Origin of the sequence: Streptomyces sp. NPDC007189, from assembly GCF_040703635.1 — a bacterium.
Lineage (GTDB): Bacteria > Actinomycetota > Actinomycetes > Streptomycetales > Streptomycetaceae > Streptomyces.
This window is the reverse complement of record NZ_JBEYEY010000008.1, coordinates 293,076-309,617: the sequence shown is the minus strand read 5'-3', so window position 1 is coordinate 309,617 and position 16,542 is coordinate 293,076. Positions and strand designations below refer to the sequence as shown.

The following is a 16,542-nucleotide window of genomic DNA, read 5'->3' as shown; positions in this document are numbered from 1 at the left end:
CCGCGGTCACAAGCTGGTGAGCAGGCCGGCGAGCGGGGCGGGGACGCGGTCGGGGTCGAGGGCCTCGACCAGGACCCGGCCGTAGTGGATCTTGCGGCCCTTCTTCGTGCCCAGGAAGCGGCGCAGCTGCTGTTCCGCGGTGCGGCCCCGCTGCGCGGGCTGACGCAGAAATGTGCGCAGGGCACGCAGATCGCCCTCCGCCCGGACGAGTTCCTCCACGCGTGTCACGCCCAGCGCGCGGATGAGCTCGTCCTCCAGATCCGCCGCGCAGACGAAGAACCCGTGCCGAGCCGCGCCGTCCCGTTCCAGGGCGCGGGCGTAGTAGTCACGCTCGCGCTCGTCGCACAGTCCCGTCAGGCGCAGGCCCAGGCCGTGCGGACCAAGCAGACGGGCGAAGCGCCCGACGCTCATGGCGCCGCCCATCGGCAGCACGCACACACCCTCGGCCGCCAGGTTCCGGCCGTGGCGCGCGGCCAGCGCGTCGACCGCCGCGACATCGCTCAGCCCTTCCAGCAGGACGGCCGCCCGGACCGGCAGCCGCACGGCCAGGTCGCGCGCGGGCCCGCCATGGCCACCGGCCGCCCACGCGATGACCGCCTCTCGGAACGCCCCCATGTCACTCATGGGACGAGTCTCCGCCCTTCCCGCCCGCCACGGCAGGGAATTTCCCGGCGCGGAGGGCGACGGCAAGGCAGCCAGTGCTGCACGGCGGCAACGGCGGGGCCCGCGTGCGGTGTTCGTCTTCAGGGGAACCCCTCGCCGTGAGCGATGTGTGACCGGCGCGAGCGCGTTTTACCGGGACTCTTGCAGAAAGCCTCGGCGTTCACGCCGGGGATGAATGCATCTCAAGACTGCTCTGACGTGCACTTTAGAGCGGGCGTTTCTGCTGCTCGATGTATTGGCGGACGATCGCCAACGGTGCTCCGCCACACGATGCGGCGAAATACGAGGGTGACCACAGGTGCCCGTGCATGACGGCGCGATTGATACGGCCGGTGAACTCCTGCCGTATCCGGCGCGCGGAGACGCCCTTGAGACTGTTGACCAGCTTGGAGACGGCGACCTTCGGCGGGTAGTGCGCCAGGAGATGGACGTGATCGCGCTCGCCGTTGAACTCCTTCAGCTCCGCCTCGAAGTCGTCGCACACCTTGCGCATGATCTCTTCGCAGCGTGTCAGCATCTCGTCGTTGAACACTCCACGTCGGTACTTCGTCACGAAGACCAAGTGCACGTGCATCGCCGAAACAACATGCCTGCCAGGTCTGTAATCGTTCCGCGCATCCATGAGACCAGCGCTAGTAGCATCTCGGTCATGCAGCTCCGCTACAACTACCGGGCCTACCCGGACGCCTTGCAGCGCCGTGCGCTGGCGAAGGCGTTCGGGTGCGCCCGCGTGGTGTGGAACGACTGCCTGCGCGACCGCAGGGAAGCGCACGCGGCGGGGCTGCCGTACGTGAAGTCGGCCGAGCTGTCCCGGCTGCGCATCACCCAGGCCAAGCGCACCGCAGAGCGCGCCTGGCTCGCCGACGTCTCGGCGGTCGTCCTGCAACAGTCCCTGCGGGACCTGGATGCCGCCTACAAGAACTTCTTCGACTCGATCATCGGCAAGCGGCAGGGCCGCAAGGTGGGCCCTCCCCGCTACAAGTCGAAGAAGGACACCCGGCAGTCGATCCGCCTGACCGCCAACGCCTTCTGCCTGAAGGGTGACGGCACGGTGTACGTGGCCAAGGTCGGTGATCTCAAGGTGACGTGGTCCCGCCGGCTTCCTGCCGCGCCCACGTCCCTGACCGTCACCAAGGACAGCTGTGGCCGGTACTTCCTCAGCTTCGTCGTGGACACCGAGCCGGACCTCCTGCCCGGGCTGGACAGCGACACCGGGATCGACCTGGGCCTGTCCGCCCTTCGCCGTCCTGTCCGACGGGACGAAGATCAGCGCCCCGCGTTTCCTGCGCCGGACGGAGAAGAAGCTCAGGCGCCTGCAGCGGGAGCTGTCCCGCAAGCAGAAGGGTTCGAAGAACAGGGCCAAGGCCCGTATCAAGGTCGCACGCCAGCACGTCAAGGTGGCGGACCGGCGCCGGGACTGGCACCACAAGCAATCCACACAGATCATCCGCGACAGCCAAGCGGTATATGTGGAAGACCTCGCGGTGTCCGCTCTCGCCCGGACCCGGCTCGCCAAGTCCGTGCACGACGCGGGATGGTCCGCGTTCGTCGGCATGCTGGAGTACAAGGCGGTTAAACACGGCCGCACCTTCGCCAAGGTGGACCGGACGTTCCCGTCCTCGCAGGTCTGCTCGGCCTGCGGATTCCGGGACGGCCCCAAGCCTCTCCACGTTCGGGAGTGGACGTGCGGCGAGTGCGGCACGGTGCACGACCGCGACCACAACGCAGCCCGCAACGTCCTGTTCGAAGGACGCCGTATCGTCGCCGCCGGACGTGCGGAGACGCTGAACGCCTGTGGAGCGCCGATAAGACGGGTACGCGTGCCTGCACAGCGCGGTGAACCAGGAAGCCCCCGGAAGGGTCGGACGACCCAGGCCGGAATCCCTGGACTTTAGGCCAGGGAGCACGTCAAAGTGTCTGCCATCAGTTCAGGCGACAGACCTGTGAGGTATTCGCGAACATGCCGGCTGAAACGCTGGAGTTCCAGGTAGAGGCCCGTCAGCTGCTGCAGCTGATGATCCACTCGGTCTACTCCAACAAGGACGTCTTCCTGCGGGAACTCGTCTCCAACGCCTCCGACGCGCTGGACAAGCTGCGTCTGGAGAAGCTGCGGGACGACACGCTGGACGCCGATGTGTCCGATCTGCACATCGAGATCGACATCGACAAGGACGCCCGCGCCCTCACCGTGCGGGACAACGGCATCGGGATGTCGTACGACGAGGTCGGGCAGCTCATCGGCACGATCGCCAACTCCGGCACCGCGCAGTTCCTGAAGGAGCTGCGGGAGGCCAAGGACGCCGCCGGGGAGGAGGGGCTCATCGGCCAGTTCGGCGTCGGGTTCTACTCCGCCTTCATGGTGGCGGACGAGGTCACCCTGGTGACCCGGCGGGCCGGCGAGAGCAAGGGCACCCGCTGGACCTCGCGCGGCGAGGACACGTACACGCTGGAGCCGGCCGACGACGCCCCGCAGGGCACCTCCGTCACCCTCCACCTCAAGCCCGCCGACCCGGAGAACCAGCTCCACGACTACACCTCCCCGTGGAAGATCAGGGAGATCGTCAAGCGGTACTCGGACTTCATCACCTGGCCCATCCGGATGGCGCCCGAGGGCTCCGGGGACGGAGACACGACGCCCGGGCCTGAGACGCTCAACTCGATGAAGGCGCTGTGGGCCCGGTCGCGCGACGAGGTGTCCGACGACGAGTACCACGAGCTGTACAAGCACATCGCCCACGACTGGCGTGATCCGCTGGAGACGATCCGGCTCCAGGCGGAGGGCACCTTCGAGTTCCAGGCCCTGCTGTTCCTCCCCGAGCACGCCCCCCACGACCTGTTCACGCGCGACTTCAAGCGCGGTGTGCAGCTGTACGTCAAGCGCGTGTTCATCATGGACGACTGCGAGGCGCTGCTGCCGCCGTACCTCCGCTTCGTCAAGGGCGTCGTCGACGCGGCAGACCTCTCGCTCAACGTGTCCCGCGAGATCCTCCAGCAGGACCGCCACATCGAGATGATGCGGCGACGGCTGACGAAGAAGGTCCTGTCCACGGTCAAGGACATGATGACCAAGGACCCCGACCGGTACGCCACGTTCTGGCGGGAGTTCGGCACCGTCCTGAAGGAGGGCCTGGTCACCGACCCGGAGAACCGGGACGCCGTCCTCGCCCTCGCCTCCTTCGCCAGCACGCACCACGACACCGAGCCGACCACGCTCAAGAGCTATGTGGAGCGCATGAAGGACGGCCAGGAGGACATCTACTACCTCACCGGCGAGTCCCGGCAGAGCATCGAGAACTCCCCGCACATGGAGGCCTTCCGGGACCGGGGCATCGAGGTGCTGCTGCTCACCGACCCCGTCGACGAGGTGTGGACCGACGCCGTCGGCGAGTACGAGGGCAGGAAGCTGCGGTCGGTCGCCAAGGGGCAGATCGACCTCGACGCCAAGGACGACGACACCACGGCCGAGGAGGCGCGGGAGAAGCAGACCGAGGAGTACGCGGGTCTGCTCGGCTGGATGAAGGAGCAACTGGAGGAGGACATCAAGGAGGTGCGCCTGTCCTCCCGGCTCACCGTCTCCCCGGCCTGTGTCGTCTCCGACGCAGGCGACCTGACACCGGCGCTGGAGGACATGTACCGGGCGATGGGCCAGGAGGTGCCCCGCGCCAAGCGGATCCTGGAACTCAACCCGGACCACCAGCTGGTGAAGGGCCTCAACCAGGCGTACAAGGAGCGCGAGGACCGCACGGAACTCGCCGGGACCGCCGAACTCCTGCACGGTCTGGCCGTACTCGCCGAGGGCGGCCGGCCGAAGGACCCCGCCCGCTTCGTGAAGCTGATGGCGGACCGCCTGGAACGCGCGCTGTAACCCGGCACCCCCGGACGACCGGCGGCCTGTCCCGCAGACCCGGGCAGGCCGCCGGCCCGGCTAGACTGCACATCCAGAGGTGGACAATCAGTCCAATCCGCTGCTCGGGGAGGGCTGCCGTGGACGACGAGCACCTCATCCGTGAGGCCGAGAAGATCGCCGTGGCGTTGGGGCGCATGTTCCCGGGGCTGTGCGAGGTGGTGCTGCACGACCTGCGGAACCCGGACCACGCCATCCGGGTCATCGAGAACAACCTCTCCGGCCGCCGGGTCGGCGACTCCGCCACGGAGCTGGGCCTGGCCCGCGTCGAGGACCCCGACTACCCGAGCGTCATCCAGAACTACCCCAACCGGTTCCCGGACGGCCGCCCGGCGAAGAGCACGTCGATCGGCATCAAGAACGCCGCGGGGGAGTACGTCGCGGCCCTCTGCCTGAACCTCGACGTCTCCGTGCTGTCACCGGTCACCCGCACCTTGGCCAACCTGGTGGCCACGGACACCGAGCACCCCGAGCAGCCCCTGGAGACCCTGCGGGACCGCACCGCGCGCGAGCTGCGCCAGGCGGTCGAGGCCCATGCCGCGCAGCGCGCCGCGACCCCCCGGTCGCTGAGCCGGGAGGAGAAGAAGGCGCTCGTCCAGCAGCTGCAGCGGGACGGCTACTTCGACTCGCGCGACGCCGCCACGACCATCGCGGGCCTCCTGGGAGTGTCCCGGGCGACGGTCTACAACTACGCGAAGCATCCGTGAGCCCGCCGCTTCCGACGACGACCTCGCCCCGGACCCGGCCCCCGGAAATTGGCTGTCACCGGCGGCTGCGGCTCCGCTAGCGTCGGCCGTGTGACTCCAGACGATCTCGCGGCCGTCATCTCGGACGGCATCCATACGGCCATCCGGTCCGGACGCATCTCGGCAGAGGTGCCCGACGAGATCCGCGTGGAGCGCCCGCGGCACCGCGGCCACGGCGACTACTCGACCAACGTCGCCCTGCGACTGGCCAAGTCCGCGGGCCTGCCCGCCCGGACCGTCGCCGAGATACTGGCGCCGCTGGTGAGCGGGGCCGCCGGAGTCGCCAGGGCCGAGGCCGCGGGCCCGGGCTTCGTGAACATCACCCTGGAGACCGCGGCGATCGGCTCCCTCGCGCGGGACATCGTCCTGGCCGGCGACTCCTACGGCCGCACCGACCGGCTGGGCGGGCTGCGGATCAACCTGGAGTTCGTCTCCGCCAACCCCACCGGCCCCGTGCACATCGGCGGAGCCCGCTGGGCGGTCGTGGGCGACGTCCTCGCCCGGCTGCTCGAAGCCGCGGGCGCGGACGTGTCGCGCGAGTACTACTTCAACGACGCCGGCGTACAGATCGACCGCTTCGTCCGCTCCCTGCTCGCCGCCGCGCACGGCACACCGGTGCCCGAGGACGGCTACAGCGGCGCGTACATCGAGGAGATCGCCGCCGCCGTGCTGCACCGGCGGCCCGGCACCCTGGACCTGTCCGCGCCCGAGCGCTACGCGGTGTTCCGGGCGGTGGGCACGGAGCTGATGTTCGAGGAGATCAGGACCTCGCTCGCGGCGTTCGGAACCCGCTTCGACACCTACTTCAACGAGAAGGACCTGCACGACCGGGGAGACCTGGACGCCGCCCTGGCCCGGCTCCGGGACGGCGGCCACGTCTTCGAGGCCGAGGGCGCGGTCTGGCTGCGCACCACCGCCTTCGGCGACGACAAGGACCGGGTGCTGGTGAAGAGCGACGGCTCCTGGACGTACTTCACCGCGGACTGCGCCTACTACCTGAACAAACGGTCCCGGGGTTTCGAACGGGTCGTCATCATGCTCGGCGCCGACCACGCCGGCTATGTCGGGCGGATGCGGGCCATGGCGGCCTGTTTCGGCGACGACCCGGACCGGCATCTGGAGATCCTGATCGGCCAGCTGGTCAACCTGGTCAAGGACGGCGGGCCGGTCCGGATGAGCAAGCGGGCGGGTACGGTCCTCACACTCGACGACCTGACCGAGGCGGTCGGCGTCGACGCCGCGCGGTACGCGCTGGCGCGGGCCAGTGTGGACGCGATGATCGACCTGGACATCGACCTGCTGACCCGGCAGTCCAACGACAACCCGGTCTACTACGTCCAGTACGCGCACACCCGGCCCTGCGCCGTACTGCGCAAGGCGAAGGAAGCCGGGATCGACAAGGGAGCCCCGGAGGACTTCGACCCCGCTCAGCTCACCCACGAGCGGGAGATGGAGCTGCTGCGCATGCTCGCCGAGTTCCCGCAGGTCGTGACCACCGCCGCCACGCTGCGCGAGCCGCACCGGGTGCCGCACTACCTGGAGTCACTGGCCGGCGCGTACCACCGCTTCTACGACGCCTGCCGCGTCCTGCCGCGGGCCGGTGAGGCCCCGGACGACCGCACCCGGGCCCGGCTGTGGCTGACGGAGGCCGCCAGAGTGGTCCTGCGGGGCGGGCTGCGGCTGCTCGGTGTCTCGGCACCGGAACGGATGTGAGCGCGGCCGTTCGCAGACACGTGGGCGAGCCGGACGAGGCCGGCCGTCCGCGGTGGTGCCGGCCGGAGTCCTGAGAGGCAACCGATAACCGCTGCGCGCCTGCGCCCGTGTGCCGGAGACTGCGGGCATGGAATTCTTCTGCTACCACCGTGACCGGCCGGGCTCGCTGGCGCTGCGTATGGAGCTGCTGGAAGCCCACTGGTCGTACATGGACCGGTTCGAGAAGGAGTTGATCGCCCGCGGCCCGACGCTCACCGGCGACGGTGAAGTGCCCACAGGCAGCGTGCACATCGTCGATCTGCCCGATCCCGCCGCAGCCCGGGCGTTCGCCTTCGACGAGCCCGGCTACCAGGCGGGTGTGTACCAGGACGTCCTGCTGCGCCGGTGGCGCAACCTGCTGGGGCGCACGATGTGGGACTTCCCCGGCGGGCGCACCGGCGGCCGGCGCCATCTGGTGCTCGGCCTCGGCGAGGGGCAGGCCGCCGACCTCACGGTGCCCTCCGACCGCTGCGATCTGATCGCCTACGGGCCGCTGCTGTCCGACGACGGCACCACCTGGCTCGGTACGGCCGCACTGGTGCGCGCACCCGACGCGGACACCGCACGCAACGTCCTGACCGTCGACCGCTACGCCGACATCCAGGTCCACGACTGGCAGTTCGGCGGCCGGCGATGACGCCGGCCCTCGTGCTGCGGCTGCTCCGGTCGGCGTAGCCCTTGTTACCCACTTTCGAGTGGCCGCAGGAGTGACCGGTGGGGTGGCGGGAACTGGCGATTGGTTGCCTCAGGCTCTGTTTTCACGGGAAATTTGCGCCTATACGGCATCAGAGCAATGCCTTCATGAGTTAAATGGACATTACACGCGAGAGTTATGGAATGTTGCGGGATCCGTAATGGCGTGCGCGGTTTCCCTCACAAAACCGGACGTAAGTCGCAAGGTGTGGCTGTGCGGCCGACCGGCCGCTGACCAGCGCATCTTGCGAAGGGGGACCTCGTGTCCGTTTCTTCTTCCGTCCGCCGTATGACCGCAGCCGCCGCAGTGGCCGCCGCCATGGTGGGCGCCACGGCCCTCCCGGCCGCGGCTGCCGGTCACCAGCCGGACCGTACGCACCACGCGGCGGTCTTCATCAGCGGCGTACAGCACGCCTGGGCGATCCGCGGCGACCGATCCAACCACGCGCTGAACGCGCAGTGGGTGGACATCACGAACGACTCCCGCCGGGCGCTGAACCTGGACGGCTGGACGCTGTCCGACCGGGACGGCCACACCTACACCTTCCACCACGTGCTGCTCCGGGGCCGGGCCACCGTCCGCGTGCACACCGGCTTCGGCCGGGACACCAGGACCGACCTGTACCAGGACCGCCACGCGCGCGTGTGGGACGTCAACGCCGACACCGCCGTCCTGCGCAACGACCGTGGCCGCCTCGTCGACTCGGTCTCCTGGGGCAGGAGCCACCGAGAGGGCGGCCGGCACCACTGAGCTCTCCTGCGGTGAACCACCGCACTGACTGAACGGAGTCAGCCCCGGACGGCGTCCTCGCCGACCGGGGCTGTCCCCCGTCCGGAGCCGCCGCACGTCCCGGTAGGGCGCGCCCAGGCCCACGTCCGGCACCGGATGCGCCGACACGGCCGTACGCCCGCCCGTCCTGCTCCATCCCCGGATTTCACCCCGCCGTGTGGCACCCCGATACCCGCCTTCCGAGCACCGGGGACTAGCGTCGTCCCGGCACGGATCCGACCGACCTTGGTCCGTGTCGATCCGAAGGAGGACGAACTGCATGGATGGTCACGCGATGACCGGACTGTCGGCCGGCGCACTCCCCGAGCTGACCACGGGACGTCTGCTGTCCACATGGCAGCTGGACATCCCCGCGCTGCTGCTGGTCATCGCCCTCGGCGCGCTCTACGGCTGGGGCGTCGCGCGGCTGCGCAGGCGGGGCACGCCCTGGCCGCCGGTCCGGGTGACCGCGTTCGTGCTGCTCGGTCTGGGCGCGCTGGTGGTGGCCACGATGTCCGCCCTGGCCGTCTACGACCACGTGCTGTTCTGGCCTGCCGCCGTGCAGAACATCCTCCTCGACCTCGTCGCCCCCCTGGGCCTGGCTCTGGGTGACCCGCTGCGCCTCGCCGTCGAGGCACTGCCGGCGGGCGCCGGCGGGCGGGTGCGCCGGGCCATGACCGGACGCCTGATCCGGGTGCTGACGTTCCCCCTGGTCAGCACCGCCCTGGTGCTCGGCACCGAGCTGACGGTGTACTTCACGCCGTACTTCGCGACCGCCCTGCGGGTGGGCTGGCTGCACGAGCTGATGTATCTCCATCTGCTCGTGGCCGGCTGCCTGTTCGTCGTGCCCGTGCTGACCCGCGAAGAGACGCTGCCCGCCTGGTGCACCCACCCGGTGCGGGCGGCGCTGGTGTTCGTGGACGGCATCGTCGACGCGGTGCCGGGCGTGGTCGTGATGACGCACGGCACGCTGATCGCGGGCGCCTGGTATCTGCACCACGCGCCGGCCTGGTCCCCGGACGTCCAACACGACCAGCAGATCGGCGGCGGCGCCATGCTGAGCATCGCCGAGCTGGTCGCGCTGCCCTTCCTGCTGGCGCTGCTGTACCAGTGGGCGCGCGCGGAGCGGGTCCACTCCGCGGACCTGGACCGCCGGCTCGACGCGGAACTCGCCCCCGTCACGCCGCCCGCCTCGGACCCTGGCCCGGTGCCCGCGCCCGAGCGGGTACGGCCGTGGTGGGAGACCGAGCAGAACGAGGTGGCCGCCCGGATCCGGAGCCAGCACCGGGAGAAGTGAGGCGAGATCCGGCGGAAGACGGCTGCTGCTCGTTCCCCGCTGCCGCCGATGATCACCGGTGATCGGTTCGGCTCCCGCCGAACGACCGGCGCCCTACGGTCACCGCATGGACACCGCACCGAACCCCGCCAGGCCCACCGGCAGCCACCTGACCATCACCCCGAGCATCCTCTACTTCGGCACGCCCGTCGTGCTGCTGACCACCGAGAACGCCGACGGGACCTTCAACCTGGCCCCGATCTCGTCCGCCTGGGCCCTCGGGCAGGTGGTGGTGCTGGGGCTCGGTGAACACGGGCAGACCGGAGCGAACCTGGCGGTCCGTCCGGAGATGGTCATCAGCCTGCCTGAGCCCGGGCATTGGCCGATGGTCGAGCACCTGGGCGGGCTCACCGGCCGGCCCGAAGCGGCCGGGCAGGGCCCCCGCCGCGCCCGCTACGAGCCGGACAAGTTCGGGGCCACCGGCTTCCGGGCGCAGACTTCGCACACCGTCCGCCCGCCACGGGTGGCCGAATGCCCGGTCCAGCTGGAGGCGCGGGCCGCCCGCGTGGGCACCGCCGCCGCCGGTGACTTCCTGATCGTCGAGGCCCAGGTGCTGAAGGTGCACGCCGACCCGCGTCTGGTGGTCCCCGGCACCCAGCACATCGATCCCGCCGCCTGGAGCCCGCTGATCTACAACTTCCGGCACTACTTCGGACTGGGCCCGGAACTCGGCCGCAGCGGCGTGTCCGAGACCCCTCGCACGGGCCGGCCGGTGAGCGCCGTGCCCGGCAGGTGACGTCGGCCGCTGAGCCGGTCGGCTGGAACCTTCCCCGAACGGCCGCGCGCGGCGTTTACGCCCGGGCCGTCGAGGCAACCCCCAGGCGCGACCCTTCGCACCCCGGCTCAGGAGAACCCCCATGACCCAAGTCGCCGACTTTGTCCTGCAACGCCTCACCGAATGGGGCGTGAAACGGGTGTACGGCTATCCCGGAGACGGCATCAACGGACTCCTCGGCGCCTTCGACCGTGCCCAGGGCGAGCCGGAGTTCATCCAGACGCGGCACGAGGAGATGGCCGCGTTCATGGCGTGCGCGCACGCGAAGTTCACCGGGGAGGTGGGCTGCTGCACCGCGACCTCCGGTCCCGGTGCCGTACACCTGCTCAACGGGCTGTACGACGCGAAGCTGGACCACCAGCCGGTGGTCGCCCTGGTCGGCCAGCAGAAGCGGCTCTCCCTCGGCGCCCACTACCAGCAGGAGGTGGATCTCGAGCTGCTCTTCGCGGACGTGTCCGAGTTCTGCCAGATGATCGTGCACCCGGGACAGGCGCGGCACGTCATCGACCGCGCTTTCAAGACGGCCCTGACCACGCGCGGTGTCGCCACGATCATCATTCCGAACGACGTGCAGGAGGAGGACGCCCAGCCGTCCCCGCCGAAGACGCACGGCTCGGTGTTCTCCAGCGTCGGCTGGAGCCGGCCCCGCGTGCTGCCCGATCCCGACGAGCTGCGCAAGGCCGCGGCGGTCCTCAACGAGGGATCCAAGGTCGCGATGCTCGTCGGCCAGGGAGCGGCCAAGGCGGAGGCGGAGGTCGTCGAGGTCGCCGAGCTGCTGGGGGCCGGGGTCGCGAAGGCGCTGCTGGGCCGGGAGGTGCTGCCGGACGACCTGCCGTTCGTGACCGGGCCGATCGGTCTGCTGGGCAGCAAGGCCAGCGACAACATGATCCAGAACTGCGACACCCTGCTGATGGTGGGCACGAGCTTCCCGTACGCGGAGTGGCTGCCGGACGAGGGGCAGGCCAAGGGTGTCGAGATCGACATCGACGGACGGATGATCGGCATCCGCTATCCCATGGACGCCCATCTCGTCGGGGACGCCAAGGAGACGCTCCGCGCGCTCATCCCCCTCCTGCACCGCAAGGAGGACCGGACCTGGCGCGAGCAGATCGAGAAGGACGTCCGCGAGTGGTACGACCTGTGCGAGCGCTGGGCCGGCCAGCACTTCGAGAACACGATCAACCCGCAGGCCGTCGCCGCCGAGTTGTCGCCGCGCCTGCCCGACGGCTGCATCCTCACCGCGGACTCCGGCTCGGGCACCAACTGGTGGGCCCGGCACCTGAAACTGCGCCAGGGCATGCGGGCGTCGCTGTCGGGGACGCTGGCCACGATGGGTCCGGGGACGCCGTACGCGATCGCGGCCCGCTTCGCCTACCCGGACCGTCCGGTGATCGCCTTCGTCGGTGACGGCGCGTTCCAGATGAACGGTATGAACGAGATGATCACCGTCAAGCGGTATCTTGACCGGCTGTCCGGCCCGGCGCCGTTCATCTTCTGCGTCTTCAACAACCAGGACCTCAACCAGGTCACCTGGGAGCAGCGAGCCATGGCCGGCGACCCGAAGTACCCGGCCTCGCAGGAGATCCCGGACGTGCCGTACGCGGCCTACGCCCAGCTGCTGGGCCTGAAGGGCATCGTCTGCGACGACCCCGACAAGGTCGGCGCGGCCTGGGACGAGGCCCTGGCGTGCGACCGGCCGGTGGTGCTGGAGTTCAAGGTCGACAACGAGATCGCACCCATTCCGCCGCACATCATGAAGGCCCAGGGCAAGAAGGCCGCCATGGCGGCGCTCCACGACCCGGAGAAGGCCGGCATCACGGCCAAGGGCGTACGGCAGAAGCTCACCGAATATGCCGAGCACCTCCCCGGCCGGGGGGAAAAATGAGCAACCCCCAGGTCGTGGTCGTCACCGGCGCCAGCGCCGGTGTCGGCCGGGCCACGGCCCGTGCGTTCGGCGCGCGCGGTGCCGCCGTGGCGCTGCTGGCACGCGGGCAGAAGGGCCTGGAGCAGGCCGCGCACGATGTCCGCACGGCCGGCGGACGGGCGCTGCCCCTCGTCGTCGACGTCGCGGACCCGGAGGCCGTGGAAGCGGCCGCACAGCAGGTGGAGGACCAGCTCGGGCCGATCGACATCTGGGTGAACGCCGCGTTCGCCACGGTGTTCGCGCCCGTGACGGAGGTCCGCCCGGAGGAGCTGCGCCGCGCCACCGAGGTGACGTACTTCGGCTTCGTCCACGGCACCCAGGCCGCCCTGCGCCGGATGCTGCCCCGTGGCCGGGGCACGATCGTCCAGGTCGGCTCGGCCCTGGCCTACCGCAGCGTGCCGTTGCAGGCGGTGTACTGCGGGGCCAAGGCCGCGATCCGGGGTTTCACCGACGCGCTGCGCTGCGAGCTGCTGCACGACGGCAGCGGCGTACGGGTGACCACGGCGCACCTGCCCGGGGTGAACACGCCGCAGTTCAGCTGGGTGCGGACACGGCTGCCCCGGCATCCGCGGCCGGTGGCGCCGGTCTACCAGCCGGAGGTCGCCGCCGAGGGCATCCTGCACGCGGCCGACCACCCCCAGCGCAGCGAGCACTGGATCGGCGGCTCCACGGTCGCCACCCTGCTGGGGCAGCGGTTCGCGGCCGGCCTGCTGGACAGGTACCTGGCCCGGACCGGCTACGACTCGCAGCAGACGGACCAGCCCCTGGACCCCACGCGGCCCGCCAACCTGTGGAAGCCGGTCGACGACACGCACGGCGCCGACCACGGCCCGCACGGGATCTTCGACGACGAGGCGCACTCCCGCAGCCTCCAGCTGTGGGCCTCCCGCCACCGGCGTCCCCTCGCGCTCACCGCGGCCGCCCTGGGCGCGGCCGGCACGGCTCTCGCGGCGGGCCTGCGCCCGCTGCCCCGGCCGTCTCAGCGCGGAAGCGCCGAGGCGTCGTTGAGGCGGACGGCGCACTCCAGCAGGAGGGCGTGGACGAACGCCTGGGGCAGATTGCCGCGCAGCTGGCGCTGACGTACGTCGTACTCCTCCGCGAACAACCCGGACGGACCGCAGGCCGCCCGGGTCCGTTCGAACCAGCGGAGCGCGCCGGTGCGGTCGCCGAGGTGATCGGTGGCCAGCGCCATGGTGAACCCGCAGAACAGGAAGGCGCCTTCGGCCTCGCCCAGGGGCATGCCCGGGTGGGCGAAGCGATAGAGGTATCCGTCCTCGGCGAGCTGCTCCTCGATGTAGCGGCGGGTGGCCGGGCTGCTCGGGTCGTCGGCGGAAGGGCAGCCCCGGGCCAGCGGCATCAGCAGGGCGGCCTCCGGACCGTCGTCGTCGGCGGCCCGCCGCCACCGGCCGTCGGCGCGCAGACACCGGCGCCGGGTCTCGGCGAAGACGGCCTCGGCGAGAGGGGCGCACCGCTTCGCCGTGCGCCCCGGCAGCACCTCGGCGATGCGGCGCAGCCCGCAGACGACGCTCAGCCGGGACTGGGTCCACCACCGTTCCTCCAGTTCCCACAGCCCGGAGTCGGGCCGCTGCCAGTACCGCTCCACCGCGTCGACCGCCACCGCGACCGCCTGCTCCGCATCCGAGGAGAGCCGGTCGTGGTGAGCGGCGGCGGCGAACAGCTGGAGCGCCTCGCCGAACGCGTCGAGCTGGAACTGCCGCGCCGCGCGGTTCCCGATGCGGTCGTTGCCCCCCGGGTAGCCGCGCAACGGAAGCCCCCGCTCGTCCGGCAGGGGGCTGCCGTCGACGGCGTACGCGGGGTGCAGGCCATCACCGTCGGCGAGAACGCGTTCAGCCGTGAAGCGCACGGCGGCGTCGAGCAGCTCGTGCGGGCCGTGCGCGGCCACCGCGAGGCCCGCGTAGCTCTGGTCCCGCAGCCAGGCGAAGCGGTAGTCGTAGTTGCGGCCGGTGTTCGCCCGCTCCGGCAGCGAGGTCGTGGCGGCCGCGACCATGCCGCCGGAGGAACTCGTCAGCCCGCGCAGGACCGCGTAGGCGTGCCGGGCGTCGCGCGGTGCGGCCAGGCCGGAGCAGTCGGGCACGGCCCGCCGCCAGGCGTCCTCGGTCCGTGTCCACAGCTCCTCCGGGTCCAGCTCCTCAAAGCTGCCGTTCTCCGACAGCTCCAGGACCAGGTCGTGCTGCTCGCCCTTGCGGAGGCGGACCTCACCGCGCAGGCCGCACTCGGGGTTCCACGCCGCCCGGTGCGCCCCGAGGAGCCGCAGCCGCAGACCGTCGGCGTCCGCGGTCCACACCCCGCCGTCCAGCCGGGGGTCGCGCACCCGGCCCGCGCCGAAGCCGGGTCTCGGGTCGAGGCCGAACCGCAGGCGTGCCTCCCCGCGTTCGACGCGCATCCGGCGCAGCAGGACGAGCCGGTCCACCGAGGCCGGCATCGCCAGCGCGTCACGGCACTCGATCACGGAGTCGGCGGTCAGCCAGCGGCTGACCCGGATCAGCGTGCCGTCCTCGTAGTAGCCGCCCCACACGTGCCAGCGGTCCTCCGGTTCCACACCGAAGTACCCGCAGCCGCCGATCAGTGAGGAGAACACCGCGTCACTGTGCCAGCGCGGGGCGCAGAGCCAGACGATCCGTCCCTCCGGGTCCACGACGGCGCCGCGCTCGCCGTCGGCCAGGACCGCGTACTCCCGCAGCACCCATGGCGGACACATGTCGCTCGGCACGCGCACCGGCCTGTCCGCTCCGTCACCCATGGCACTGTGGTTTTCCCCGCTTCCCCCCGAGGAAACGAACCGTACGCCGACGGAGGACGGCTGGAGCGGTCAGGGGCGCCTTCCGCTCCGGGACGTCGCCATGCCGATCAGGGGGGCGATCGCCAGGACCAGGGCGAGCCCGACCAGCAGGCCGTACAGGGGCGGTCCCGGTCGCGAGAGGCCCGACGTGATCAGCAGGGCCGTGGCGGCGGCCGGCGGGTGATGGGCGTCGCACAGGTGCAGCAGGAGCAGGGTGAGTCCCACCCCGAGGGCTTCCGCGCCGATCTGCTGGACGGTTTCCTGGTGCTCCTGCGCGATGGACGGGTGGCTCCACAGCCCGAAGACGGCCAGACACGCCAGCCCCACGGCGATGGCCAGGACGTGCCCTGTCACCGCGCTGCGCAACCGCGCGCCCTCCGACTCCGGATGAGCCAGCAGCACATAGGCGGTCGGCCCCAGCGTCGTGGTCAGCGCCACCCACCCGATGAGATGGCCGATGGCCCCGACGCCGGCGAGGAGCAGGGCGGACAGCAGGAACAGACGTACGCCGCCGAGCAGCCGGCCCGGTACGGCGCCGAAGCCGCCGGAGGAGGGCGTGCCCGACGCCTGCCGGGCGCTCACGGTCCCTCCACCATGAGCGCGTCGGGGCTGGGGAGCGGTGCGGTCGTCATGATGCGTACGCGATGGTCGACAGCAGGGCGTTGGCCGCCTGCCGGCTGTCGAGACGCGTGTGCTGCACGACCACCGGCACATCACTGACCAGCACGGACGCATAGTCCGCGCCGACCGGTACGGAGCCGTCGTCAGTGAGTTCGTTGAACCGCTGGTGCAGCGTACGGCGGGCGGGCACGGTGACCTCGTACGGCCCGGCCGGTTCGCGGTCCGGGAAGAAGAGGGTGATCTTCACATGCGCGTCCTGGTCCCCGGTGTTGAGGATGCACGCCGTCTCATGGCTGGCCATCGACTCCGGCCCGGTGCTCCCGTCCGGGACGAACCCCTCCGGGATCGCCCACACACGGTGCCCGATGTGTTCCATGCTCCGGTCTCCTCTCGGGAAGGGTGGGCTTCGGCGCGGTAGACCCCCGAGGACGGACGCCTTCAGATCTGATCACCGCCCCGGCGTGCGGTGCGCCACTGCGCACCAGACTCCGGTACCCAGGCCACTCCGCACCCGAACGCACGGCTCCGGCAGGCGGCAAGACCTTTCGGGGTGACTCCG

14 protein-coding genes and 1 pseudogene are annotated in these 16,542 nt (G+C 70.8%); 10 read left to right on the top strand and 5 right to left on the bottom strand.

The window, feature by feature from the left end; translation table 11 throughout:
- Window positions 1-6: 6 nt before the first annotated feature.
- The gene (locus tag AB0950_RS19400; protein WP_366779046.1) at window positions 7-624 is read right to left on the bottom strand and encodes a TOPRIM nucleotidyl transferase/hydrolase domain-containing protein; all 618 of its coding nucleotides are present in this window, start codon (window positions 622-624) and stop codon (window positions 7-9) included.
- 244 nt (window positions 625-868) lie between these two features.
- The gene (gene tnpA, locus AB0950_RS19395) at window positions 869-1,285 is read right to left on the bottom strand and encodes an IS200/IS605 family transposase (protein WP_366779045.1); all 417 of its coding nucleotides are present in this window, start codon (window positions 1,283-1,285) and stop codon (window positions 869-871) included.
- A gap of 27 nt (window positions 1,286-1,312) precedes the next feature.
- On the opposite strand from tnpA, the pseudogene AB0950_RS19390 reads away from it, so the two are divergent.
- From AB0950_RS19390 to AB0950_RS19345, 10 genes and pseudogenes are all read left to right on the top strand, one after another.
- Window positions 1,313-2,558 (top strand): annotated as a pseudogene (locus tag AB0950_RS19390) (RNA-guided endonuclease TnpB family protein).
- Window positions 2,559-2,623: 65 nt separating this feature from the next.
- Window positions 2,624-4,528, top strand: a complete 1,905-nt coding sequence (gene htpG, locus AB0950_RS19385; protein WP_366779044.1) for a molecular chaperone HtpG — start codon at window positions 2,624-2,626, stop codon at window positions 4,526-4,528.
- A gap of 119 nt (window positions 4,529-4,647) precedes the next feature.
- Window positions 4,648-5,274 (top strand): PAS domain-containing protein, encoded by a 627-nt coding sequence (locus AB0950_RS19380; protein WP_366779043.1) that lies wholly within the window; start codon window positions 4,648-4,650, stop codon window positions 5,272-5,274.
- Window positions 5,275-5,364: 90 nt separating this feature from the next.
- Window positions 5,365-7,026, top strand: coding sequence for an arginine--tRNA ligase (gene argS / locus AB0950_RS19375; RefSeq protein ID WP_366779042.1), 1,662 nt, complete (start codon window positions 5,365-5,367; stop codon window positions 7,024-7,026).
- Window positions 7,027-7,153: 127 nt separating this feature from the next.
- Window positions 7,154-7,702: a YciI family protein gene (locus AB0950_RS19370; RefSeq protein ID WP_360161981.1), complete on the top strand. Its 549-nt coding sequence runs from the start codon at window positions 7,154-7,156 to the stop codon at window positions 7,700-7,702.
- 345 nt (window positions 7,703-8,047) lie between these two features.
- Complete coding sequence (locus AB0950_RS19365; RefSeq protein WP_360161983.1) at window positions 8,048-8,509, top strand: lamin tail domain-containing protein; 462 nt, start codon at window positions 8,048-8,050, stop codon at window positions 8,507-8,509.
- Window positions 8,510-8,807: 298 nt separating this feature from the next.
- Window positions 8,808-9,824, top strand: coding sequence for a cytochrome c oxidase assembly protein (locus tag AB0950_RS19360; RefSeq protein ID WP_360161985.1), 1,017 nt, complete (start codon window positions 8,808-8,810; stop codon window positions 9,822-9,824).
- A gap of 106 nt (window positions 9,825-9,930) precedes the next feature.
- Entirely contained in the window at window positions 9,931-10,599 is a 669-nt protein-coding gene (locus AB0950_RS19355; protein ID WP_360161987.1) for a flavin reductase family protein, read from the top strand.
- 121 nt (window positions 10,600-10,720) lie between these two features.
- Window positions 10,721-12,523: a thiamine pyrophosphate-requiring protein gene (locus tag AB0950_RS19350; protein ID WP_366779041.1), complete on the top strand. Its 1,803-nt coding sequence runs from the start codon at window positions 10,721-10,723 to the stop codon at window positions 12,521-12,523.
- Window positions 12,520-13,641: an SDR family oxidoreductase gene (locus AB0950_RS19345; RefSeq protein WP_360162962.1), complete on the top strand. Its 1,122-nt coding sequence runs from the start codon at window positions 12,520-12,522 to the stop codon at window positions 13,639-13,641. The genes AB0950_RS19350 and AB0950_RS19345 overlap by 4 nt, the downstream gene beginning before the upstream one ends.
- Here the strand turns inward: AB0950_RS19345 and AB0950_RS19340 are convergent.
- The 3 genes from AB0950_RS19340 to AB0950_RS19330 all read right to left on the bottom strand — a co-directional run bounded on the left by AB0950_RS19340 (window position 13,542) and on the right by AB0950_RS19330 (window position 16,359).
- Window positions 13,542-15,323, bottom strand: a complete 1,782-nt coding sequence (locus AB0950_RS19340; RefSeq protein WP_360162965.1) for a glycoside hydrolase family 15 protein — start codon at window positions 15,321-15,323, stop codon at window positions 13,542-13,544. The two genes, AB0950_RS19345 and AB0950_RS19340, sit on opposite strands and share 100 nt — an antisense overlap.
- Window positions 15,324-15,392: 69 nt before the next feature.
- Complete coding sequence (locus AB0950_RS19335; protein WP_366779040.1) at window positions 15,393-15,944, bottom strand: HPP family protein; 552 nt, start codon at window positions 15,942-15,944, stop codon at window positions 15,393-15,395.
- A 46-nt stretch (window positions 15,945-15,990) separates the two neighbouring features.
- The gene (locus AB0950_RS19330; protein WP_360572204.1) at window positions 15,991-16,359 is read right to left on the bottom strand and encodes a sensory rhodopsin transducer; all 369 of its coding nucleotides are present in this window, start codon (window positions 16,357-16,359) and stop codon (window positions 15,991-15,993) included.
- Window positions 16,360-16,542: the final 183 nt, after the last annotated feature.